Here is a 20,870-nt window from a genome sequence, read left to right as displayed (position 1 = left end):
GGACTTGCGGCGCGGGCCGTACGGCGCGGCGGTCCCGGTCCGGGATCACCGGGGAGGTGCGGCGGTGCCGCCGGCCCGCCCTCCGCCGGCTCCGGTCTTGCGCTCTCCCCGGACCGTGCGGGTGAGCCGCCGGGCGGTCGCCGTCCACGACAGGCCCCACACCAGGAAGAACGGCGACCAGAGCATCAAATCCCAGCGCGCCAGCTCGCGGGCCGGCGCGGCATGCTGCGGCGGGGGCGGACGCAGGCCGGTGAGCACCAGCGCGTCGCCGATGAAGCCGAAGCCCACCGGGCCGAAGGACCGCACGATCATGAAGATCCCCGCCGTCCACGCGGCGGTGAGCAGGATCCGGCGCGGGAAGCGCCTTCCCCACGGGCGCACGGTCGCCAGCGCGACGACGACGCCGACGACCGCGACGGTGAACAGCACCCAGTGGCTGGCCACGAACAACGGGTCGCGCGCGAGCAGCCGCTGCCGCAGGTCCGGCGGGAGCGGGTCCTTGTCCGCCAGGGCGTTCGCGCCCAGCGCCTGGGCGAGTTTCATCAGGCCGTAGGCGGCGGTGCACACGCACGTGACGTACGCCGGGTGCACCGCCGGTCGTCCCCGTGCCCGGCCGCCCGGTGCCGCCGGTCCCGTCACCGTCATACCGGGCCAACGCGCCGGCGGAACGATCGGTTCCGCCCCGGACCGCTCACCGCCCGTTCCGCGCGTCCGGAAAGGGGCGCCGGGCGGGTGCCCGCGCGGTCACCGGCCGCCCGGTGACCGGCCCGGAGGCGGGCGGCCGGTGGCATCCTGGGGGAAACGGCGAACACGAGGAGCCCGGTGATGACCTCCGACCCCCACGGCACGCGGCCCGCGCTCCGGCGCACCCCCCTCAGCGCGGAGGAGAGGATCCGGGCCGAGGCTAACTTCGCCCCCCTCGTCGCCGAGCACCTGGCCACCGCCGGGCGGTTCAGGGTGAGCGCCGACACCCCGGAGACGGCGGAGCTGTTCCAGAGCGTCGCCCGCAGGGTGGGCGAGATGCTCGGACGTCCGGTGGTCAGCTACGCCAACGGCAGATACATCGTGATCGCCTTCGCCCAGGAGGAGCCCGCCGGCCTCACCGCCCTCCCCGTGCGGGAGTGAGACCCGCCGGGCCGCTCGCGGCGGACGGGTCCTCCGGCCGTGTCCGGTCCCGGCGCTACGGGATCGCACCGTCCCCGGGGAGGCCCCCTTCCGGGGGCCGGTCACGGGAGGATCGCGTCCACGTAGCCGCCGTCGACCCGGACCGCCCCGCCCGTGGTGGCGGAGGCGAGGGGGGAGCTCAGGTAGACGACCATGTTGGCGATCTCCTCGGGCTCGATCAGGCGCTGGAGCAGCGACTGCGGGCGGTGCTCGCGCATGAAGGCGCGCTGCGCCTCCTCCCACGGGAGGTCGCGGTCGACGAGCTGGTAGACGAACTCCTCGACGCCGCCGGTGTGCGTGGGGCCGGCGATCACGCAGTTCACCGTGACCCCGGTGCCCGCCGCCTCCTTGGCGAAGCCGCGTGAGACCGCCAGGAGCGCGGTCTTGGTCATGCCGTAGTGGATCATCTCCGCCGGGATGACGACGGCCGAGTCGCTGGCGATGTACTGGACGCGCCCCCAGGACCGCCCGGTCATGCCGGGCAGGTAGGCGCGGGTCAGGCGGACCGCGGCCAGCACGTTGACCTCGAAGTAGCGGCGCCATTCGTCGTCGCTGATGTCGAGGGCGGGCCGGGCGCCGAAGATGCCGAGGTTGTTGATGAGGATGTCGGCCTCCGGCAGCGCCGACAGGACCTGCCGGGTGCCCTCGTCGGTGGCGACGTCGCCGGCCGCGGGGACCAGGTCGGCGTCCGGGATCTCGGCGCGCATGCGCTCGACGGCCGCGCCCACCGACTCCCCGGATCTCCCGTTGACACCGACGCGCGCCCCGGCGCGGGCCAGGCCGGTGGCGATCGCCGCGCCGATGCCCTGGGTCGATCCCGTCACCAGAGCGGTCTTTCCCGTGAGATCGATGCGCATGGGATGCGGTGTTCCCCCTGGCGTCCGCCGGACACCTCCCGGTCGGCACCTCCCGGCGGGGTCCGCCGCCGCCCCTCGCCGCCGGCCGTCTCCGCGGCTCCCCGGGGTGGGGGCCGCGGAGGGATCGCAGGGCACCGGTAGGCTGGTCCGCCGTGGCAGTGGACGCGGGAAACGAGCTGGTCGCCGTCCCTCCGGGGCGGGTGACGCTGTCGGACCGGCGGACGCGGCGCAGCTGGCCGGTCGAGGTCGCGCCGTTCCGGATGTCGGCGTTCCCCGTCACCCAGGCGTGGTACGCGCGGGTCACCGGTGAGCGGCCGAGCAGCGCCCGGGGCGACCGGCTGCCCGTCGAGGGCGTCTCGTGGTGGGACGCGGTCCGCTTCTGCGTCGCCTCGTCCCTGCAGGAGGGGCTGACGCCCGCCTACCGCCTCGGCGCCGACGGCGGGGCGGTCGAGTGGGACCCCTCCGCCGACGGGTACCGGCTGCCGACCGAGGCCGAGTGGGAGCACGCCTGCCGTGCCGGCACCGCGGGCCCGCGCTACGGCCCGCTCGACGAGATCGCCTGGTACCGCGGGAACTCCGGCGGGCGGGTCCACGCCGTGGGCGGCCGGCTGCCCAACGCGTGGGGCCTGCACGACATGCTGGGCAATGTCTGGGACTGGTGCTGGGACGTCTACGACGCCGAGGTCTACGGCACGTACCGGGTGCTCCGCGGGGGCGGGTGGTCCGACGAGCACTGGAGCTGCCGCGCCTCGGTACGGCGCCGCAGCCACCCGACCTTCCGGATCGACGACGTGGGGTTCCGCGTCGCACGCTCCGCACCGGCGCCCCGGCCGTGACGGTTCCGTCCTGAACCGATCGGCCGGCGGCGGGGAAGCGGTCCTCGGCCGCCTCGGGGCGCCGGATCGCGGGCGTGTGCGGTGACGCGCCGGGTCGCGGGCGCGTGGGGTGACGGGGACCGCTCAGGTCCTGCGGTTGTAGAACCAGAGCGCGATCGGAGCGAACACGACCGTCATGGCCCCGGAGACGGCCAGGACGCGCGTGACGTCCCCGGCGTCGGGCACGCCGTCGAGGAGGCCGCGCGCCGCCTCGACGAGGAGCGTCACCGGGTTGACCGCCACGAACTCCCGCACCCAGGCGGGCATGGTCTCCGGCGGCGCGAACGCCGAGCTCACGAAGGTCAGCGGGAAGAGGATCATGGTGGACGCCCCCATGACGGCGGCCGGGGTCCGCACGGTGAGGCCGACGATCAGCCAGAGCCAGCTCAGCGCGGAGCAGAAGACCACCAGCAGCGTGATGGCCCCGGCGACGCCCGCGAGACCGCCGGGCGCCCGGTATCCGATCAGAATCGAGATGCCGAGCACGAACGCGGAGGCGACGCCGTAGCGCAGCGTGTCGCCCAGCAGCGCGCCGACGAGCGGTGCCGGACGCCAGACCGGCTGCGAGCGGAAGCGGTCGAAGGAACCCCTTTCGATGTCGGTGTTGAGGGTCACGGCCGTGTACATCGTGATGAAGACGACCGTCTGGGCGAGGATCCCCGGCAGCGCGTAGCGCAGATACGCTTCCGGTGATCCGATCATCGCCCCGCCGAACACGTACGTGAACATCAGCGTGAACATGATCGGGAACAGCGTGGCGTCGAGGAGCTGCTCGGGAACATGCTTGATCTTCAGCAGGGCGCGCCAGGTGAAGGCCAGCGTCGCGCGGAGCGCGCCCGCACCCGCGCCCGGCGGCGGCGCGCCGGTGACCGCGGAGATCAGCCGGGTGTCGAGCTCGGACGCCGGGCGTTCGGTGGTCTGCCGGACGGTCACGTCGATGCCTCCTCACGGCCTGGCACGGGGCCGTCGGCCGGTTCTCCGGTGAGGGCCAGGAACACCTCGTCGAGACTCGGCTGGGCCAGTGCGTACTCGCCGATGCCGAGCCCGCGCCCGGTGATGTCCGCGAGCGCGCTCGCGACCGCGGCCGGATCGTCCACCCGCACGGAGAGCGCGGCGGGATCCGGCTCCAGGACGGGGGCGGCGCCGAGCATGGCCGCCAGGAGCCGGGCGATCTCCGGGCGGTCGGCGCCGTCGGTGACCCGCACGCGCAGCGTGCCCCCGCCGACCAGCGCCTTGAGCCGGCCGCTCGTGCCCTCGGCGATGACGCGGCCGTGGTCCACGACGGCGATGCGGTCGGCGAGCTGGTCGGCCTCTTCGAGGTACTGCGTGGTCAGCAGGACGGTGGTGCCGACGCCGACGAGCGCCCGCACGCTCTCCCACACCTGGCCGCGGCTGCGCGGATCCAGGCCGGTCGTCGGCTCGTCGAGCATCAGCAGGTCGGGACGGACGACGAGGGAGCCGGCGATGTCGAGCCGGCGCCGCATGCCGCCGGAGTAGGTCTTCACCTCCCGCCTGGCGGCCGCGCTCAGGTCGAAGGCCTCCAGCAGGTCGGCGGCGCGCTTCCTGGCCGCCCTGCCCCGGTGCCCGCGCAGGCGGGCGAGCAGGATGAGGTTCTCGAGCCCGGTCAGGTCCTCGTCGAGGGACGCGAACTGCCCGGTGAGCGCGATGCGCGCTCTGACCCGGGCAGCCTCGGCGGCGACGTCGTGCCCCAGCACGCGGGCGGTGCCGCCGTCGGGGCGGATCAACGTGGCGATCATCCGGATCATGGTCGTCTTCCCCGCCCCGTTGGGCCCGAGCACGGAGTAGACGCACCCTCCGGGCACCGCGAGGTCGACGGCGTCGACCGCCCGGCGGGCGCCGAAGACCTTGAGCAGGCCCCGGGTCTCGATCGCCGGTGTCTCGTGGCTCATGGCGCGGCGTCTCCCCCGCGCGGCGGGCACGTGCCCGGCGAGGCGCGCCCCGGCCGGTGCACCGGTCTTCCTGTCGGCGATGTCATGGGGACAGCGTGCCCGGCGCCGGAGCCGCCGTCTTGGACGAATGTTCAGGCGGTGTGCGCCAGCGTCCAGGCCGTGCTGTCGACCGTCCACAGCGGGTCGGAGGCGATCGCGCCCGGGGTCCGGCCGGTGAACCCGAGCACCTCGCGGTGGAGGTGGGACTGGTCGGCGTAGCCGATCTCCGCGGCGACCTCGGCGACGCTGGCGGCCGTGCCGAGCCGGCGGAGCGCCCGGTCGAATCTGACGATCATCGCCGCCCGTTTCGGCGTGACGCCGAGCTGCGACTTGAACCGGTTCCAGAACCGCGTGCGGCTCCAGCCGTACCGGCCGGGCAGGTCGCCGATCGGTACCCGCCCGTGGCCGGCCCTGATCCGCCACCACGCGTCGGCCACCTCGGGATCGACGCGGAACGGGGAAGGGCGGCGCCGGGCGAGCGCCTCGCGGACCAGCGCGAACCGGTCGTCCCAGGACCGCGCCTCGATCAACCGCGCGCGCAGCCGGCCGGCGTCCCGCCCCCAGAGCTCGGCCAGGTCGAGCGGCGCGCCGTTGAGCTCCGCCGGCGGCACGCCGAGGAGATCCGGCGCCGCCGGCGGATCCACCTGAAGTTCGAGGCAGTCGATGGCGCGTCCGGCCATCCGGGCGGCCGCCGGACAGATGCCGGCGACGATGCCGCCCTCGACGGCGGCGCCGCCGAGGGGTCCGAGGCCGCCCGGGCCGCAGTCGATCACGATCGCGATCGCCGGACCGGGAGGGATGCGCTCCTCGAACGTCCCGCCGGAGCGATCGCGGAAGCCGGCCATCCTGACGCCCGGGATCGCGCGCCCCCCGGTGGGGACCGCCACCTCCCAGGCGCCGTGGTCCTGAGTCGTCGGCGCGGTGTCCGCTCGCATGCCCGCGAGCATATCCCCGCATACCCGCCCACGGCGGAGAGGTCTCACCGGCGCCGCGGTGGGCGCGGAGTCCGGGCCGGAAAGCGGTGGCCGCACCGTGTCCGGCTACAGGGCGATGAGGCCGGCATGCGTCGGCTGGAACCCGCAGGCCCCGAAGTAGAAGTCCTTCAAGTGATCGTCGAAGTCGACGTGAAGCCATTCGCACTTGGCCGCGCGGGCCTCCCTGACGGCGACGGCGACGAGTTCGGTCCCGACGCCACGCCGCCGGACCCTCCTCGCCACGAGGGTGTCGAGGACGAAGGCGTGGGCGGCGCCGTCCCATGCCACGTTGACGAAGCCGACGAGTTCGCCGCCCTCCTTGGCGCAGACCCACCCGAGGCTGTGCCGGTTGACCTGGGCCCACCAGTCATCCTTCAGGGGCGCATGGCCGAAGCCTTCTGCGTGGAGTGCGTTGATCGCCACATTGTCGAAGTGGCCCCGCCACTCGTATGCAATGGTCATGGGGCAACCGTAGGAAGATCCCCATGTCATCGGCAATGCGTTTTCAGTGAGGCTTTTCCGCCTCGGGTGGCCTCGTACGGCGCGACCTCGGCGAGCGTCTCGCCTTCGCGCAGGCGGACGGGCACGAGCAGGGCCCGCCGGCCGGGGTCGAACCGCCGCCGGGGCGTGCCGGGCACTTTGCGGTGACGGCGGATGACGCCGGCCGCGCAGGCCGGCGTCGGACGCGACACATCGACCGCGGCGCGTCAGGGCGGCACCCGAGGCTCCCGGCCGTGACGGACGCGATCGTGGTGGTCAATCCGTCTACCGGGAGCCCCTCCACGTCAGCAGGCGAACGCCGTACCCGCGGTCCTGCCGTGACCAGCGGCGTCCCGCCCGGGGGTGAGAAGGCCTCAGCCGGTGCGGGTGGCCAGGCGGGGGACCGAAGGAGATCCGGCACCGGCCGCAGCTGATCGGCGGCTGTCCGGAAGGGACCGGTCCGCCCTTCGACCCGGTGCGAATCCACAGGTTGAAGGCCGGCAGACCCCGGGCGGCGATTCAGCGAAGGGGACGATTCCTCTTCCCCACCATGGGGCCGCGACAGTTCTCCGCGAATAGCATTATTATAGCATATTTTCGTCATTATGTCATTTTCGCACTAATGATATTGATGCGTTAGTTTTATCGGCATGGAATCAGTCGGAGGGAAATTCGTCACGTCGGCGGACATTCGCCTGTGGACCGAGCGCTTCGGCAGCGATGGCGATCCGGTCGTGTTGCTCATCATGGGCACCTCCGCGCAGGGGATCGGATGGCCCGACGAACTGGTGGAATGCCTGGTGAGGGGAGGGCGACAGGTCATCCGGTTCGACCATCGCGACACCGGCCGGTCGACGCACGTGGACTTCGGCAGCCGCCCGTACACGCTCGCGGACATGGCGGCCGACGCCGCAGCCGTGCTCGACGGACACGGCGTCACCGCCGCGCACGTCGTCGGCGCCTCGCTCGGCGGGGCGATCGCCCAGTGGCTGGCGGTGCACCGCCCTGAGCGCGTCACGACCCTCACCGCCATCATGACGGGCCCGATGGGCCACGACGCCGGGGACGCGTGGGTACGTGCCATGTCCGGACGGTCACCCGACCCCGACGACCTCCCGCCGCCGTCGCCGGCGCTCCTGGCGCACCTCGCCGGCCTCGCCGGGCCACCCCCCTCCACGCCCGGGGAGCGCGTCGCGGCAGCTCTCGAGACGTGGCGGATACTGAACGGCGACGTCCTCGAATTCGACGAGGACGCCGCGCGGCGCAACGTCGAGCTCTCCTACGAACGAGACCCCGACCAGACCACCGCCGCCAACCACGACCTGGCCGCCAAGCGGATGACCGAGGACCGGCTCGTGCCCCTGTCCGGCATCACGGCACCGACGCTCGTCATCCACGGCACGGCGGACCCGCTCCGCCCACCGGCCCACGGCGAGGCCGTCGCGGCGGCGATCCCCGGTGCACGGCTGCGGACCATCCCCGGCATGGGCCACGGGTTCTTCTCTCCCGGGCTGCCTCACCGCGTCGCCGAGCTCATCCTCGAACACACCGGCGCCGCAGCCGAGCTCCGGCACCGTTCGGCCTCCCACCCCGCCGAGGACCTCGGCGCCGGGTCCGAGGCGGGCGGCCCGCCTCCGCTCCGGCCGGGCGGATAGCCGGCCCCGGCCCGGCGGCTGCGCCGCCGGCGGTCCCGCCGCCGCGGCGCAGGTCCTCGGAACCGGTCAGCCCTTGATGCAGACGAGCTGGCGCAGGTGGGCGACGACCTCGACCAGGTCGGACTGGGCGGCCATGACCGACTCGATGTCCTTGTAGGCCGCGGGGATCTCGTCGATGACGCCGGTGTCCTTGCGGCACTCGACGCCCGCGGTCTGCGTCTTGAAGTCCTCCAGCGTGAAGGTCCTCCTGGCCTTGTTCCGGCTCATCCGGCGACCGGCACCGTGCGAGGCCGAGTTGAACGCCGCGGCGTTCCCCAGGCCCCTCACTATGTAGGTGCCGGTCGCCATCGAGCCGGGGATGATGCCGAGTTCGCCGGATCCCGCGCGGATCGCGCCCTTGCGGGTGACGAGCACATCCACGCCGTCGTACCGCTCCTGGGCCACGTAGTTGTGGTGGCAGGAGATCGGCTGCTCGAAGGTGATGCCGGGAAGGTGGCGCCGGAGCACGTCGCAGACCAGGGCCATCATGACCGCCCTGTTGCGGCGTGCGTAGTCCTGCGCCCAGAACAGGTCCCTGCGGTAGGCGTCCATCTGCGGCGTGCCCCCGACGAACACCGCGAGGTCGCGGTCCGGCAGGTCCTGGTTGTGCGGCAGGCGCTGCGCCTCGCCGATGTGGTGCTCGGCCAGTTCCTTGCCGATGTTGCGCGATCCGGAGTGCAGCACGACCCAGACCGTGCCCTCGTCGTCGGCGCAGACCTCCAGGAAGTGGTTGCCTCCCCCGAGGGTGCCCATCTGGACCTCCGCCCGCTCCCTCTTGCCCCGTACGGCGGGCGCCAGGCGGTCGAAGCCCTGCCAGAAGTCCGCCCAGTCGGCGGTCTTGAAGCCGTGCAGCCTCGTCGGGTCGACCGGCCGCTTGTGGTGGCCGAATCCGACGGGGACCGCCTGCTCCAGCTTCGAGCGGAGGTAGCGGAGGTTGTCGGGCAGGCTCTCGGCCCGGTAGGAGGTCTTCACGGCGGTCATCCCGCAGCCGATGTCCACCCCCACCGCCGCCGGCGAGACCGCGTCGCGCATCGCGATGACCGAGCCCACGGTGGCCCCCTTGCCGTGGTGCACGTCCGGCATCACCGCGACCCCGTGCACCCACGGCAGGTCGGACACGTTGCGCAGCTGCCGCATGACGTCCGGTTCGACCTCGGCCGGATCGGTCCACATCCGGATCGGCGCGCGGCCGCCCGCCACCTCGTTGTACGTCATCCCACGTCGCCTCCCTCCGGCGAGATCGATTGCGAACGAGGACAATGACGCCAGAACGGACTCACCCCCCGCAACCCCATTAACGTCTCCTCATTCCGGTGAACGGCGGGGACGGCGAACGCTCTTCCCCTCCGGCGAGGACCCGCTCCCCCGTCCGGTGGTCGGCTGCGCCCGCCATGCGGCGGACGGCGCCGTACGGCGGGCGTCCCGTACGGGGAGCCGAGGCGCTCAGGCGCCCGGTGGTGAGGCGGTGATCGCGGTGCCCTGGGCGAGCAGGAGCAGGACGGCGACCCCGGCGACGGCGACGGCGGCGACGAAGGGCGCGCGCGGCGAGCGGCGGCCCAGCAGGAGCCCGCCGCCCGCGAGGGCGCCCGCGGCGGCCAGGGCCGCCCAGCCGGCGGGGCCGGGCGGGCCCGGCGCGGCCAGGACGAGCAGGCAGGCGCCGGCCAGCAGCGGCACCGGGATCAGCGCGCGGACCCGGCCGGGCCCCAGCCGCTGCGGCCAGCCGCGCACACCGGTGGCGAGGTCGGCGGGGATGTCCGGCAGCACGTTGGCCAGGTGCGCCCCGCAGCCGAGCAGTGCCGCCGCGAGCACCGCCCACCAGGCCGGCCACGGGCTGTGCGGCAGGCCCAGCGTGACGAAGGCGGGCAGCACGCCGAATCCGACGGCGTACGGCGCCCAGGAGACCCGGGTGGCCTTCAGCCCGAGGTCGTAGGCCCACGCGGCGGCGACCCCGGCGAGGTGGACGGTCCCGGCCGCCGCGCCGGAGGCGAGGGAGAGCGGCACGCACGCCGCCAGGGCCGTGAGCGCGGCGGTCCAGGCCGTCCGGGTGCCGACGGTGCCGTCGGCGACCGGTTTGCCGCTCCGTCCGGCTGCGCGGTCCCGGCCGGCGTCCACCGCGTCGTTGCACCAGCCGATCGAGAGCTGGCCGGCCAGCACGGCCGCGGCCACCAGGGCGCAGTCGGCCGCGCCGCGTCCGCTCGCCGCGGCCAGCGCGGTGGTCAGCGTGGTGACCGCGGCGGTCGGGCCGGGGTGGCAGGCCCTCAGCAGCCCCCGGAGCACCCGCAGCGCCGGAGGGCCGGGAGGGCGCCGGGCGCGGTCCCGGCGAGGGGGTCCGCTCGTCGTCACGGACGCGATCCTAGACGGCTCCGGCCCGCACGGCCGGGCGCGCGCCTGCGCGGAGCAGGGGAGAGGTCGCCGTCCCGCGCGGGAGGGTATGGCGCCGGGCGGCGTGGGCAGGGAGCAGGTATGCCGCTGTCCGCACGCCGGGGGTGTCCCGATTGAGCCGTATCGCCGCTGTCCACGGCGTTCTTCCCCCACATCGCTACGCACAGGACGAGATCGCGGACGCGTTCGCGGAGCTCTGCCTGCCCGCCGGGGCCGACCGCTCGCTCCTGGACCGCTTCCACGCCGGTGCCGGGGTCGGCCACCGCCACCTGAGCCTGCCGCTCGACCGGTACGGCAAGATCGACGGTTTCGGGACGGCCAACGACCTGTTCGTCGAGACCGCCGTCGAACTGGGCGCCGAGGCGGTGAGCGGCGCCCTGGAGGCCGCCGGGATCGCCCCGGACGAGGTGGACATGATCATGTGCACGTCCGTGACCGGCCTGGCCGTGCCGTCCCTGGAGGCCCGGCTGGCGGGCAGGCTGGGCCTGCGCCCCGACGTCAAGCGGATCCCGGTGTTCGGTCTCGGCTGCGTCGCGGGAGCCGCCGGGATCGCCCGGATCGACGACTACCTGCGCGGCTGGCCCGACCACGTGGCCGTGCTGCTGTCCGTCGAGCTGTGCTCGCTGACCCTGCAGCGCGACGACGCCTCCGTCGCCAACCTGGTGGCCGGTGCGCTGTTCGGCGACGGCGCGGCCGCGGTGGTGGCCTGCGGCGACGGGCGCGCGGCGCGGGCCGCGGCGCCGCGGGGCCCGCGGGTGGTGGCCTCCCGCAGCCGGCTCTACCCCGGATCCGAGCGGGCGATGGGCTGGGACGTCGGCGACACCGGTTTCCGGGTGGTGCTCGACGCGAGCGTCCCCGACCTGGTCAGGACCCATCTGGCCGGCGACGTGGAGCGCTTCCTGGCCGGGCACGGCCTGACCCCCGGCGAGGTCGCGGCCTGGGTCTGCCACCCCGGCGGCCCGAAGGTGATCGAGGCCGTCACCGAGGCGCTCCGGCTGCCGCCCGGCGCACTGGACGTCACGCGCCGCTCGCTGGCCGAGGTCGGGAACCTCTCGTCCGCCTCGGTGCTGCACGTGCTGCGCGACACGATCGCGCTGGGACCGCCGCCGGGCGGTGCGGGCCTGGTCATCGCGATGGGCCCGGGTTTCTGCTCCGAACTCGTCCTGCTGCGCTGGTGAGGGGGCCGACGGTGCTCTGGCAGCTGTCGCCGTGGTACCTGCTGCTCATCCTGCTCGTCGCGGCCGAGCGCCTCGCCGAACTGGCCGTCGCCCGCCGCAACACGCGGTGGAGCCTGGCCCGCGGCGGCGTGGTCTCCGGGCGCGGCCACTACCCGTGGATGGTCGCGCTGCACACGGGCCTGCTCGCCGGGTGCCTGCTGGAGGCGGGCCTGGCCGGCCGTCCCTTCGTCCCGGCGCTCGGCTGGCCGATGCTGGCCCTCGTACTCGCCGCGCAGGCGCTGCGCTGGTGGTGCGTGGCCGCGCTGGGGCGGCAGTGGAACACCCAGGTCATCGTGGTTCCCGGTCTGCCCGCGGTGGTGAGCGGCCCCTACCGGCTGCTGCGCCATCCCAACTACGTCGCCGTGGCGGTGGAGGGGGCGGCCCTGCCCCTGGTGCACGGGGCGTGGGTCACCGCCGTGGTCTTCACGGCCGGCAACGCGGCGCTGATGGCGGTCCGGATCCGCTGCGAGAACGCCGCCCTGGCCGCGCTCGCCCCGGCACCGGGGCGGACCCCGGCATGATCGACGTGCTGGTCGCCGGCGGAGGGCCAGCCGGGCTGGCGACCGCCATCCACGCGGCGCGGGCCGGCATGGAGGCGGTCGTGGTCGAGCCCCGGCCCGGTCCGGTGGACAAGGCGTGCGGCGAGGGGCTGATGCCGAGCGGGGTCGCCGTCCTGCGGTCCATGGGCGTGGAGCCGGCCGGCCGGCCGCTGCGCGGGATCCGCTATCTGGACGGGCCCCACCGGGCCCAGGCGGACTTCACGGGCGGCACCGGGCTGGGCGTGCGCCGTACCGAGCTGCACGCGGCGCTGGCGCGGCGCGCGGCCGAACTGGGCGTGCGGACCGTCCCCGGGCGGGTGACCTCGCTGCGGCAGTGGGACGGCGGCGTCGAGGCGGCGGGCATGCGGGCGCGCTGGCTGGTGGCCGCCGACGGCCTGCACTCACCGGTGCGGGCGCTGCTCGGACTGGACCTGCCCGGCGGCGGGCCGCGCCGGTACGGCCTGCGGCGGCACTACGCGGTCGCCCCCTGGACGGACTACGTCGAGGTGCACTGGGCGGCGGGCGGCGAGGCGTACGTGACACCGGTGGGTGAGGACCTGGTGGGCGTGGTGGTGCTCACCTCCCGGCGGGGCGGCTACGCCGAGCGGCTGCGCGAGTTCCCCGCGCTGCTGGCCAGGCTGGACCGCCCGGCCACGACCCCGGTGCGCGGCGCCGGGCCGATGCGCCGGCGGGTGCGCTCCCGGGTCGCCGGGCGGGTGCTGCTGGTCGGTGACGCCGCCGGGTACACCGACGCGCTGACCGGCGAGGGGATATCGCTCGCCCTGCTGTCCGCGCGTGCGCTGGTGGACTGCCTGCGCGCCGGTGACCCCCGGGCGTACGAGGGCGCCTGGGCGCGGCTGTCGCGTCGGCACCGGGTGCTCACCGGCGCGCTGCTGGCCGTCAGGCGGCACCGCGCGGCGGCGCGGTTGATCGTCCCGGCGGCGCAGCGCATGCCCGCCCTGTTCGGCGCGGCGGTGCACGCGCTCGCCTGAGCGCCCGCACCGCGCCGCCCGCCTGGGCACCCACGCCGCGCCGGACGGCGGTTCGGGCGGTCAGCCGATCCGGTGGACGGCGCTCAGCTCGGGGGCGTGGCGCCCGGTCCCCGGGAAGCGGACCCGCCACTGCCCGTTCCGGTGGTCCCGGACCGTCCGGGTGAAGCGTCCCGTCCGGTCCGTCACGTCCGTGGCGACGGTGCGCCAGGCCCCGCCCCGCTCCGGCCGGTACATGATCTCCACGCGCTGGCGGGGGAAGGGGGCGTAGTCCAGGTATCCCTGCGGGTCGACCCGGTTCAGCACCCCGCTGACCCGCACGGCGCCGTCCGCCCGGCCCACCTCGAGCGCGCTGAAGTCGGTCGCGTGGCGCAGCCGGAAGCCGGTGTGCCGGACGACGCGGGTGCCGTCGGAGGCCTTCGCGACGGCGGTGACGGTCCACAGGCCGGTGGGGTACCAGCGGGTCAGCCGCCGCTCCGGCAGGAACCGCCAGGTCCGCCAGCCCGGCACGCGCCGCTGCGTGCTCTCCTCCGCCTGCTGCAGACCCTGCTCCCTCCCGGGCCGGCGGGCGGAGGCGGGCGGCGCGCCGGGCTCCACCTTGATCGTCACGCCGTCGCGGCCGGAGACCCCGCGGGCGACCACCTCGATCACCAGGCGGACCGGCCGGTCCGGGTGGACCACCGGGTTCGCCGGGCGCAGGGTGATCGAGCGGATCGCCACGTGGTGGTCCGCCGCGGCGGCCACGGTGGTCACGGCGGGCGCCGCGGGCGCCGCCGCGACGGGCGCCGCCGCGACCACCACGGGCAGCGCGCAGGCCGTGGCCGTCAGGGAGACGAGAAAAGCTCTGAAGGTCATGACCAGGAACGCTAGACAGCGTCCGGCAATGATCCTGGAGGCGACAGACCCGCGGACGGCCAAGAGAGCGCCAAGGAGCCCGTCCCGCGGGCGGCGGCCTCCGCGGGACGGGCTCCTCGCGGCGCCGGGTGCCGTCAGCGGGCGTACATCTCGTCGATGATCCCGGCGTACTTGGCGTGGATGACGCGGCGCTTGAGCTTCAGGCTCGGGGTGAGCTCCTCGGTCTCGGGCGTCCACTCCACCGGGAGCAGACGCCAGCGCTTGACCTGCTGGACCCGGGCGAGCTTCTCGTTGGCCGCGGCGACGGCCGCCTCCACGGCCTTGAGGACGTCGGGGTGCTCGGCGAGCTCGGCGAGGGTGGCGGCCTCGATCCCGTTGGCCTGCGCCCAGCCGGGGGCGACCTCGCCGTCGAGGGTCAGGATCGCCACCGGGTACGGCCTGCCGTCGCCGTAGGCGAGGGCCTGGCCGATGAGCGGGTGCTCCTTGAGGCGGCTCTCGATGTTGGCCGGGGAGATGTTCTCGCCGCCGGCGGTGATGATGAGCTCCTTCTTCCGGTCGACGATCCGCAGGAAGCCGTCGGAGTCGAGGGAGCCGACGTCGCCGGTGTGCAGCCATCCGTCGGCGTCGATCAGTTCGGCGGTGGCCTCGGGCCTGTTCAGGTAGCCGGCGGTGTTGAGCGGGCTGCGGGTGAGGATCTCGCCGTCCTCGGCGATGCGGACCTCGACGCCGGGCTGGCCCCGGCCGACGGTGCCGAGCCGGTATGCCTCGTCGGTGTTGCCGGTGAAGGCGCCGGTGGTCTCGGTCATGCCGTACACGTCGAGGATCCTCATGCCGAGGCCGGCGAAGAAGCGCTGCACCTCGATCGGCATCGGGGCGGCGGCGGTGGCCAGCCAGCGGGCGTTGTCGAACCCGATCATGGAGCGGACGATCGACAGGAGCGAGGTGTCGGCCTGCTCGTACGCCGCCTGGATCTCGGGGGTGACGGTCCGGCCGTACTGCCCGGCCTCGATGTAGGCCAGCCCGGCGGCCATCGCCTTGCGGACGTTCTCCTGCTGCTCGGCGGGCTGGCTCGCCATCAGCGCCTGCAGCCGGGCCATGATCTTCTCCCAGACCCGGGGGACGCCGAAGAACATCACCGGCTTGACCTGGGCGAGCGTCGCGCCGAGGTTGGCCAGGTCGGTGCAGAAGTGCACGTGGGAGATCTTGAACAGCGGCAGGTAGAGGCTGAGCACCCGCTCGGCGATGTGCGCGTAGGTCAGGTAGGAGATCTGGGTGCCGTGGGTGGGCAGCGTGGTCATCCGGTCGGTGGCGCCGACCTCGTAGAGCACGTTGGCGTGGGTCAGCGGCACGCCCTTGGGGTTGCCGGTGGTGCCCGAGGTGTACAGGACGGTCAGCACGTCGTCCGGCCTGACCGCCTGCCAGCGGGCGTCGACCCCGGCGGGGTCGGCCTCGAGCCGCTCGCGCCCCAGCGCCAGGAAGTCGTCCCAGGCCATGAACCGGTCGTCGCCGGCCGGGGCGTCCTGGAGCATCACGATCCTCGTCAGGCGGGGCAGCTCGTCCAGGATCGGCTCCCAGCGGGCCAGCTCCGCCCGGCCGCCCAGCACCGCGACCTTCGCGCCGACGTCGCCTGCGACGAAGGCGACCTGGTCGGGGGTGAAGGTGGCGTAGACCGAGCAGGACGCGGCCCCGGCGTGCACGGCGCCCAGGTCGGCCAGCACGTGCTCGCTGCGGTTGACCATCATCAGCGCGACGGTGTCGCCGGGCTCCACGCCGAGGGCGGCGAAGGCCGCGGCGATCTGGAGCACCCGCCGCCGGGCCTCGGCGTAGGTCAGGGTGGTCCAGCCGCCCGGCGCGGGATCGGAGTAGGCGGGCGCGTCGGGGTTGTCCTCCGCCGCCTCCTTCAGCTGTGCGCATACGGTACGGCCCGCGATCTCCTGCTCGATCGCGGTGCGCACATCCAGGACCTCATCCATGACGCGCCTCCGAGAAAGTGCTCACTTGCACGATTGGCATGCATCGCACCACACCTCGTCGGACCGGACAAGACCCGTACGGGAAGAAGGAATCCCGCTGTTACCGGAGGCGTCGCGCCCCGGCGGACCGCACGGCGCGGACCGCACGGCCGGTCGGGGCGCGGGCGGCTCCGGCCGTGACGTGAGGCCGTGGGGGCCGGTCGTGGCACGGGACGGCGGGGCCGGTCGTGGGAGCATTTCCGGGTGACCCAGGTGCTCGATCTCGTCGGGATCTTCGTCTTCGCGCTCTCCGGCGCGCTCGTCGGCGTGCGCAGGCGGCTGGACGTGGTCGGCATGGCCGTGCTCGCCTCGATGACCGCGCTGGGCGGCGGGATCCTGCGGGACCTGATCCTCGACGCGCGGCCCGTCGCCTTCACCAGCGTCGGCTACGTCGTCGTGCCGCTGGCCGCCACGGTGATCGTGTTCTTCTGGCATCCGCACGTCCTGCGGGTGATGCCCGTGGTGAACGTCTTCGACGCGGCCGGCCTGGGCCTGTTCTGCGCGGTCGGCACGGAGAAGGCGATGAACGCCGGCTTCAGCCCGCTGCACGCCGTGCTGCTCGGGGTCATCACGGCGGTCGGCGGCGGCGTGCTGCGCGACGTGCTGTCGGGGCAGGTGCCCATCCTGCTGTACGACCGCCAGTTCTACGCGGTGCCCGCCCTGCTCGGCTCGGCGCTGATGGCCGCGCTCCACGTCGCCGACCTGCGCGGCTGGCCCGCCACACTCGCGGCGGCGGTCCTCACCTTCGGGCTGCGGATCGCGGCCGTGCGCTTCCGGCTCCAGGCCCCGCTGGCCCGGGGCGTCGCGGCGCAGGAGTGAGCCGCGGCGCGGCGGGGGCGGACCGGAGCGCGGCCCCGCGGCGGCGGGGGCCGGTCAGAGCACGGGGGTGAGCGGCTCGGGCGGGCGGGCGCCGTACGGCCCCCTGGCCCGGGCCTCGGCGATGCGCTCCACCGCCTGGACGACGACCTGGGGCGGCTGGGTGAACGGCAGGCGGAGCCGGCTCTCCAGGGTGCCGTCCACGCCGAACCAGGTGCCGGGTGCGAGCCGTACCCCGTGGCAGGCGGCGGCCTCGGCCAGCGCGCCGGCCGACGGGCTCTCCAGCCGGACCCAGAGCGACCCGCCGCCCTTCGGGACGGCGAAGTCCCACTCGGGCACGCGCTCGCGCAGCGCGGCCACCAGGGCCTGCCGGGAGGCGCCGAGACCGCGGCGGCGCTCGGCGCGGGTCTCCTCGATGTCCTCGAAGAGCCGGGCCACGACCAGCTGCTCGAAGAGCGGGCTGGCGATGTCCATGGCGGCGCGGAGCACGGCCAGGCGGCGGACCATGGCGGCGGTGGTGCGGATCCAGCCGATGCGCAGGCCTCCCCACCAGAGCTTGGAGGCCGACCCGACGGAGATCACCCGGCCGTCGGTGTCGAAGGCGGCCAGCGGCGCCGCCGGAGGCACCTCGTCGATCGCCAGCTCGCTCCAGGTCTCGTCCACCACCAGCGTGGTGCCGCAGCGCCGGGCCGCGCCGACCAGCCCGGCGCGGGTGGCGTCGTCCATCAGATGCCCGGTCGGGTTCTGGAAGTCCGGGATGAGGTAGGCCAGGCGGGCGGCCGACTGGCGCATAGCGGAGGTGAGCAGGTCGAGGTGCCAGCCGCCCGAGGGGATGCCGACCGGGACGATGCGGGTGCCGCGGGCCCTGGCCGTGTCGAGGACGTGCGGGTAGGTGGGCGACTCGACCAGCACCGGGTCGCCCGGTGCCAGCAGCGCCGTGACCAGCAGGTGGATCGCCTGCTGGGCCCCGGTGGTGACGAGGATCTGCTCGGGCCGGGTGGCCAGGCCCCGCGCGGTGTAGCGGGCGGCGATCGCTTCACGCAGCGGCGCGACGCCGACCGGGTCGTAGCCCGTTCCCAGCGTGTGGCGGAGGTAGTGCTCGCCCGCGTGGGCGATCGCCGCGGCCAGCGCGGAGGCGGCGGGCGGGGCGGCGCTGTGCATCGGCAGCAGGCCGTCGTCGCCGGCGCCGACCCAGGGGTTCTCCGTGCCGAGCGCGCCGGCGTCGGGCAGCGCGGTCCAGCTGCCGGCGCCCTGGCGGCTGTCCAGGTAGCCCTGCTCGCGGAGGCGGTCGTAGGCGGCGGTCACGGTGGTGCGGCTGACGCCCAGGGCCTCGGCGAGGTGGCGCTCGGCGGGCACGCGCGCCCGGACGGGGATGCGGCCGTCGAGGATCAGCGCCCGCACCCGGTCGGCCAGCGCCCGGTAGTAGGGCCGCGTGCCGGGGTCGATCTCCACGAGGCGGGCGAGCTGGGGGCCGCTCAGGTATCGGTCCACCCTGGCCACTATAAGGCCACTCGCCTCGATTGGATATGGAATCCATGCCTCAATGGCCTGAATGATGCATGCCATTATGAGTGAACTCTCCCTGACCGCCCTCCACTCCCTGCCCAACCGCCTGCTCCGCCTGTACGCCGGCCTGGCGCTCTACGGCGCCGGGGTCGGCCTGCAGATCGAATCCCACCTCGGCGGGAGCCCATGGGACGTCTTCCACCAGGGGCTCTCCATCCACCTGGGCCTGTCCGTCGGCATCTGGATCATCCTGGTGGGCGCGCTGGTGATGCTGCTGTGGATCCCGCTCCGGCAGAAGCCCGGCGTCGGCACGCTCAGCAACGTCGTCTTCCTCGGCCTGTTCGCCGACGCCGCGCTCTGGCTGCTCCCGGAACCCGGCCCGCTCGCCGCCCGGTGGGCGTACCTGGCGGCCGGCGTGGTGGCGACCGCCGCGGCGACCGCCCTGTACATCGGTGCCGGTCTGGGGCCGGGGCCGCGCGACGGCCTCATGACCGGCCTGGTCCGGCTGGGCCTGTCCATCCGCCTGGCCCGCACGCTCATCGAGGCGGCCGCGCTGGCGATCGGCTGGCTGCTCGGCGGCACCGTCGGCGTCGGCACGGTGGTCTTCGCGCTCGCCGTCGGGCCCCTCACCCAGTTCTTCATGCCCAGGCTGGGCTTCTCGCGGCCGCAGGCCCAGGGCTGAGGGGCGCCGGGGGCCGCCGGGTGGCGCCCGGGACTCGCCGGGTCCCGGGCGCCACCCGGCGGCGGCCGAGGTATTAGCGTCGATTCCATGCGCATCGAGGACTACGCCCTCATCGGCGACATGCAGTCGGCCGCCCTCGTCGGCCGGGACGGCTCCATCGACTGGCTCTGCCTGCCCAGGTTCGACTCGCCCTCCTGCTTCGGGGCGCTGCTCGGCGACGCCGACCACGGCCAGTGGTGGCTCGGACCGGCCGGCCCCGGGCGGCGGCCGGCCACCAGGCGGCACTACCGCGGGGACACCCTGGTGCTGGAGACCGAGTGGGACACCGCCGAGGGCTCGGTGCGAGTGATCGACTTCATGCCTCCGCGGCAGGCCAACCCGGACATGGTCCGGATCGTCGAGGGCGTCGCGGGCACGGTGGAGATGGCCACCGAGATCCGTATCCGGTTCGACTACGGCCGGATCGTGCCGTGGGTGCGCCGCAACGGCGACCTGATGCACGCCGTCGGCGGCCCCGACTCGATCTGGATCCACTCCCCCGTGCCGCTACGCAGCAGCGGCTACGCCCACCACGGCTCCTTCCGCGTGTCGGCGGGCCAGCGCCTGGCGTTCGTCTTCACCTGGCACCCCTCCCACGAGCCGCGCCCGGTCGAGATCGACCCCTTCGAGCAGCTCGACGAGACCGAGGCGCTGTGGACCGAGTGGGCCGGCAGGTGCACCCACACCGGGCGCTGGCGCGAGGCCGTGGTCCGCTCCCTCATCACCCTCAAGGCCCTGACCTACGCCCCCACGGGGGGCATCGTCGCCGCCCCCACCACCTCGCTCCCGGAGGACCTCGGCGGGGTCCGCAACTGGGACTACCGCTACTGCTGGCTGCGCGACGCCACCATGATCCTGGACGCCCTCATCGGCGCGGGATACCTCGAGGAGGCGCGCGACTGGCGGGCGTGGCTGCTGCGCGCCATCGCCGGCCGCGCCCAGGACCTGCAGATCATGTACGGCGTCGCCGGGGAGCGCCGCCTGCCGGAGATGGAGCTGGACTGGCTGCCCGGTTACGAGGGCTCCCGGCCGGTCCGCATCGGCAACGGCGCGGTCAACCAGCTCCAGCTCGACGTCTACGGCGAGGTCTCGAACTCCCTCTACCTGGCGCGCGCCTCGGGCCTGGAGCCGGACGACCGGGCCTGGACCATCCAGCGGGAGCTGCTCGACTACCTCGAGGGCCACTGGGACGAGCCCGACGAGGGCCTGTGGGAGGTCCGCGGGCCCCGCCGCCACTTCACCCACTCCAAGGTGATGTGCTGGGTGGCGCTGGACCGGGCGATCAAGGCGGTGGAGAAGTTCGGCCGCCAGGGCCCGCTGGCGCGCTGGAAGGCGCTGCGCGACCGGATCCACGCCGAGATCTGCGACAAGGCATTCGACCGCGCCCGCGGCACCTTCACCCAGTCGTACGGCTCGCACGAGCTGGACGCCGCCCTGCTGCTGATCCCGGCCGTCGGCTTCCTGCCCGCGCGCGACCCCCGGGTCGTCGGCACCGTCGAGGCGATCGAGCGCGAGCTGATGTCGGACGGGTTCGTGCTGCGCTACCCGGTGGCCAAGGACAACGACGTGGACGGCCTGCCCGGCGGCGAGGGCGCGTTCCTGGCGTGCAGCTTCTGGCTCGCCGAGGCCCGGGCGATGATCGGGCGCAGGCGGGAGGCGGTCGAGCTGTTCGAGCGGCTGCTCTCCCTGCGCAACGACGTCGGCCTGCTCGCCGAGGAGTACGACCCCCGTTACGGGCGTCTGGTGGGCAACTTCCCGCAGGCCTTCAGCCACGTCCCGCTGATCCACACGGCCCGCGCGCTCGACTGAGCCCGCGCGCCGGGCGGAGGGCCCGGAAAAA

General features: G+C 74.4%; 20 protein-coding genes. 9 read left to right on the top strand and 11 right to left on the bottom strand.

Annotation, left to right across the window (positions count from 1 at the left end):
- Positions 1-45: 45 nt before the first annotated feature.
- Positions 46-591 carry a DUF3995 domain-containing protein gene (locus tag ABD823_RS00195; RefSeq protein WP_344854499.1) on the bottom strand — a complete coding sequence of 182 codons (546 nt, stop codon included), beginning with the start codon at positions 589-591 and terminating at the stop codon, positions 46-48.
- A gap of 234 nt (positions 592-825) precedes the next feature.
- Here ABD823_RS00195 and ABD823_RS00190 point away from each other — a divergent pair, with 234 nt between their 5' ends.
- Entirely contained in the window at positions 826-1,125 is a 300-nt protein-coding gene (locus ABD823_RS00190; protein WP_344854497.1) for a hypothetical protein, read from the top strand.
- 101 nt (positions 1,126-1,226) lie between these two features.
- Here the strand turns inward: ABD823_RS00190 and ABD823_RS00185 are convergent, their stop codons facing one another.
- Positions 1,227-2,021: an SDR family NAD(P)-dependent oxidoreductase gene (locus ABD823_RS00185; protein ID WP_344854494.1), complete on the bottom strand. Its 795-nt coding sequence runs from the start codon at positions 2,019-2,021 to the stop codon at positions 1,227-1,229.
- A 176-nt stretch (positions 2,022-2,197) separates the two neighbouring features.
- Between ABD823_RS00185 and ABD823_RS00180 the strand changes: the two genes are divergently transcribed.
- Positions 2,198-2,857 carry a formylglycine-generating enzyme family protein gene (locus tag ABD823_RS00180; protein ID WP_425566549.1) on the top strand — a complete coding sequence of 220 codons (660 nt, stop codon included), beginning with the start codon at positions 2,198-2,200 and terminating at the stop codon, positions 2,855-2,857.
- Positions 2,858-2,980: 123 nt separating this feature from the next.
- Here ABD823_RS00180 and ABD823_RS00175 read toward each other — a convergent pair whose 3' ends face one another.
- From ABD823_RS00175 to ABD823_RS00160, 4 genes are all read right to left on the bottom strand, one after another.
- Positions 2,981-3,829 carry an ABC transporter permease gene (locus ABD823_RS00175; RefSeq protein ID WP_344854489.1) on the bottom strand — a complete coding sequence of 283 codons (849 nt, stop codon included), beginning with the start codon at positions 3,827-3,829 and terminating at the stop codon, positions 2,981-2,983.
- Positions 3,826-4,806, bottom strand: a complete 981-nt coding sequence (locus ABD823_RS00170; RefSeq protein ID WP_344854486.1) for an ATP-binding cassette domain-containing protein — start codon at positions 4,804-4,806, stop codon at positions 3,826-3,828. Before ABD823_RS00170 ends, ABD823_RS00175 begins: the two co-directional genes overlap by 4 nt.
- A 131-nt stretch (positions 4,807-4,937) precedes the next feature.
- Positions 4,938-5,780: a helix-turn-helix domain-containing protein gene (locus tag ABD823_RS00165; protein ID WP_344854484.1), complete on the bottom strand. Its 843-nt coding sequence runs from the start codon at positions 5,778-5,780 to the stop codon at positions 4,938-4,940.
- A gap of 105 nt (positions 5,781-5,885) precedes the next feature.
- Complete coding sequence (locus tag ABD823_RS00160) at positions 5,886-6,281, bottom strand: GNAT family N-acetyltransferase (protein WP_344854481.1); 396 nt, start codon at positions 6,279-6,281, stop codon at positions 5,886-5,888.
- 668 nt (positions 6,282-6,949) lie between these two features.
- On the opposite strand from ABD823_RS00160, the gene ABD823_RS00155 reads away from it, so the two are divergent.
- A complete protein-coding gene (locus ABD823_RS00155) occupies positions 6,950-7,954 on the top strand; it encodes an alpha/beta fold hydrolase (protein WP_344854479.1) in 1,005 nt (334 codons plus the stop codon).
- A gap of 66 nt (positions 7,955-8,020) precedes the next feature.
- Here the strand turns inward: ABD823_RS00155 and ABD823_RS00150 are convergent, their stop codons facing one another.
- A complete protein-coding gene (locus ABD823_RS00150) occupies positions 8,021-9,208 on the bottom strand; it encodes an RtcB family protein (protein WP_344854477.1) in 1,188 nt (395 codons plus the stop codon).
- Positions 9,209-9,436: 228 nt separating this feature from the next.
- Complete coding sequence (locus tag ABD823_RS00145) at positions 9,437-10,336, bottom strand: UbiA family prenyltransferase (protein ID WP_344854475.1); 900 nt, start codon at positions 10,334-10,336, stop codon at positions 9,437-9,439.
- A 152-nt stretch (positions 10,337-10,488) separates the two neighbouring features.
- Here ABD823_RS00145 and ABD823_RS00140 point away from each other — a divergent pair, with 152 nt between their 5' ends.
- From ABD823_RS00140 to ABD823_RS00130, 3 genes are read left to right on the top strand one after another with little or no spacing between them, the layout of a single operon-like run.
- Positions 10,489-11,553: a type III polyketide synthase gene (locus tag ABD823_RS00140; protein ID WP_344854473.1), complete on the top strand. Its 1,065-nt coding sequence runs from the start codon at positions 10,489-10,491 to the stop codon at positions 11,551-11,553.
- An 11-nt stretch (positions 11,554-11,564) separates the two neighbouring features.
- Complete coding sequence (locus tag ABD823_RS00135) at positions 11,565-12,113, top strand: isoprenylcysteine carboxyl methyltransferase family protein (RefSeq protein ID WP_344854471.1); 549 nt, start codon at positions 11,565-11,567, stop codon at positions 12,111-12,113.
- Positions 12,110-13,123 (top strand): NAD(P)/FAD-dependent oxidoreductase, encoded by a 1,014-nt coding sequence (locus ABD823_RS00130; protein ID WP_344854469.1) that lies wholly within the window; start codon positions 12,110-12,112, stop codon positions 13,121-13,123. The genes ABD823_RS00135 and ABD823_RS00130 overlap by 4 nt, the downstream gene beginning before the upstream one ends.
- Positions 13,124-13,183: 60 nt before the next feature.
- Here the strand turns inward: ABD823_RS00130 and ABD823_RS00125 are convergent, their stop codons facing one another.
- Together ABD823_RS00125 and ABD823_RS00120 are read right to left on the bottom strand one after the other, a co-directional pair.
- On the bottom strand, positions 13,184-13,975 hold the full coding sequence (locus ABD823_RS00125; protein ID WP_344854467.1) for a hypothetical protein: 792 nt from the start codon (positions 13,973-13,975) through the stop codon (positions 13,184-13,186).
- A gap of 134 nt (positions 13,976-14,109) precedes the next feature.
- Positions 14,110-15,948, bottom strand: coding sequence for an AMP-dependent synthetase/ligase (locus ABD823_RS00120; RefSeq protein ID WP_344854465.1), 1,839 nt, complete (start codon positions 15,946-15,948; stop codon positions 14,110-14,112).
- A 243-nt stretch (positions 15,949-16,191) separates the two neighbouring features.
- Between ABD823_RS00120 and ABD823_RS00115 the strand changes: the two genes are divergently transcribed.
- Positions 16,192-16,806 (top strand): trimeric intracellular cation channel family protein, encoded by a 615-nt coding sequence (locus ABD823_RS00115; protein ID WP_344854463.1) that lies wholly within the window; start codon positions 16,192-16,194, stop codon positions 16,804-16,806.
- A 54-nt stretch (positions 16,807-16,860) separates the two neighbouring features.
- On the opposite strand, the gene yczR is transcribed toward ABD823_RS00115, so the two are convergent.
- Positions 16,861-18,294 carry a MocR-like transcription factor YczR gene (gene yczR / locus ABD823_RS00110; protein WP_344854461.1) on the bottom strand — a complete coding sequence of 478 codons (1,434 nt, stop codon included), beginning with the start codon at positions 18,292-18,294 and terminating at the stop codon, positions 16,861-16,863.
- A gap of 76 nt (positions 18,295-18,370) precedes the next feature.
- Here yczR and yczE point away from each other — a divergent pair, with 76 nt between their 5' ends.
- Positions 18,371-18,991 carry a membrane protein YczE gene (gene yczE / locus ABD823_RS00105; RefSeq protein ID WP_344854459.1) on the top strand — a complete coding sequence of 207 codons (621 nt, stop codon included), beginning with the start codon at positions 18,371-18,373 and terminating at the stop codon, positions 18,989-18,991.
- Between the two features lie 87 nt (positions 18,992-19,078).
- A complete protein-coding gene (locus ABD823_RS00100) occupies positions 19,079-20,839 on the top strand; it encodes a glycoside hydrolase family 15 protein (RefSeq protein WP_344854457.1) in 1,761 nt (586 codons plus the stop codon).
- The last annotated feature ends 31 nt before the right edge of the window (positions 20,840-20,870 follow it).

This window comes from Planomonospora alba (genome assembly GCF_039534085.1).
Classification (GTDB): Bacteria; Actinomycetota; Actinomycetes; order Streptosporangiales; family Streptosporangiaceae; genus Planomonospora_B; species Planomonospora_B alba.
The sequence above is the reverse complement of the archived record's forward strand: the minus strand, read 5'-3'. Positions and strand labels throughout refer to the sequence as shown.

Coding starts and splice junctions, on each gene's coding strand:
- yczE (WP_344854459.1), top strand. CDS start 18,371: ATGAGTGAACTCTCCCTGACCGCCCTCCACTCCCTGCCCAACCGCCTG.
- ABD823_RS00160 (WP_344854481.1), bottom strand. CDS start 6,281: ATGACCATTGCATACGAGTGGCGGGGCCACTTCGACAATGTGGCGATC.
- ABD823_RS00165 (WP_344854484.1), bottom strand. CDS start 5,780: ATGCGAGCGGACACCGCGCCGACGACTCAGGACCACGGCGCCTGGGAG.
- ABD823_RS00170 (WP_344854486.1), bottom strand. CDS start 4,806: ATGAGCCACGAGACACCGGCGATCGAGACCCGGGGCCTGCTCAAGGTC.
- ABD823_RS00150 (WP_344854477.1), bottom strand. CDS start 9,208: ATGACGTACAACGAGGTGGCGGGCGGCCGCGCGCCGATCCGGATGTGG.
- ABD823_RS00125 (WP_344854467.1), bottom strand. CDS start 13,975: ATGACCTTCAGAGCTTTTCTCGTCTCCCTGACGGCCACGGCCTGCGCG.
- ABD823_RS00100 (WP_344854457.1), top strand. CDS start 19,079: ATGCGCATCGAGGACTACGCCCTCATCGGCGACATGCAGTCGGCCGCC.
- ABD823_RS00130 (WP_344854469.1), top strand. CDS start 12,110: ATGATCGACGTGCTGGTCGCCGGCGGAGGGCCAGCCGGGCTGGCGACC.
- ABD823_RS00155 (WP_344854479.1), top strand. CDS start 6,950: ATGGAATCAGTCGGAGGGAAATTCGTCACGTCGGCGGACATTCGCCTG.
- ABD823_RS00190 (WP_344854497.1), top strand. CDS start 826: ATGACCTCCGACCCCCACGGCACGCGGCCCGCGCTCCGGCGCACCCCC.
- ABD823_RS00185 (WP_344854494.1), bottom strand. CDS start 2,021: ATGCGCATCGATCTCACGGGAAAGACCGCTCTGGTGACGGGATCGACC.
- ABD823_RS00120 (WP_344854465.1), bottom strand. CDS start 15,948: ATGGATGAGGTCCTGGATGTGCGCACCGCGATCGAGCAGGAGATCGCG.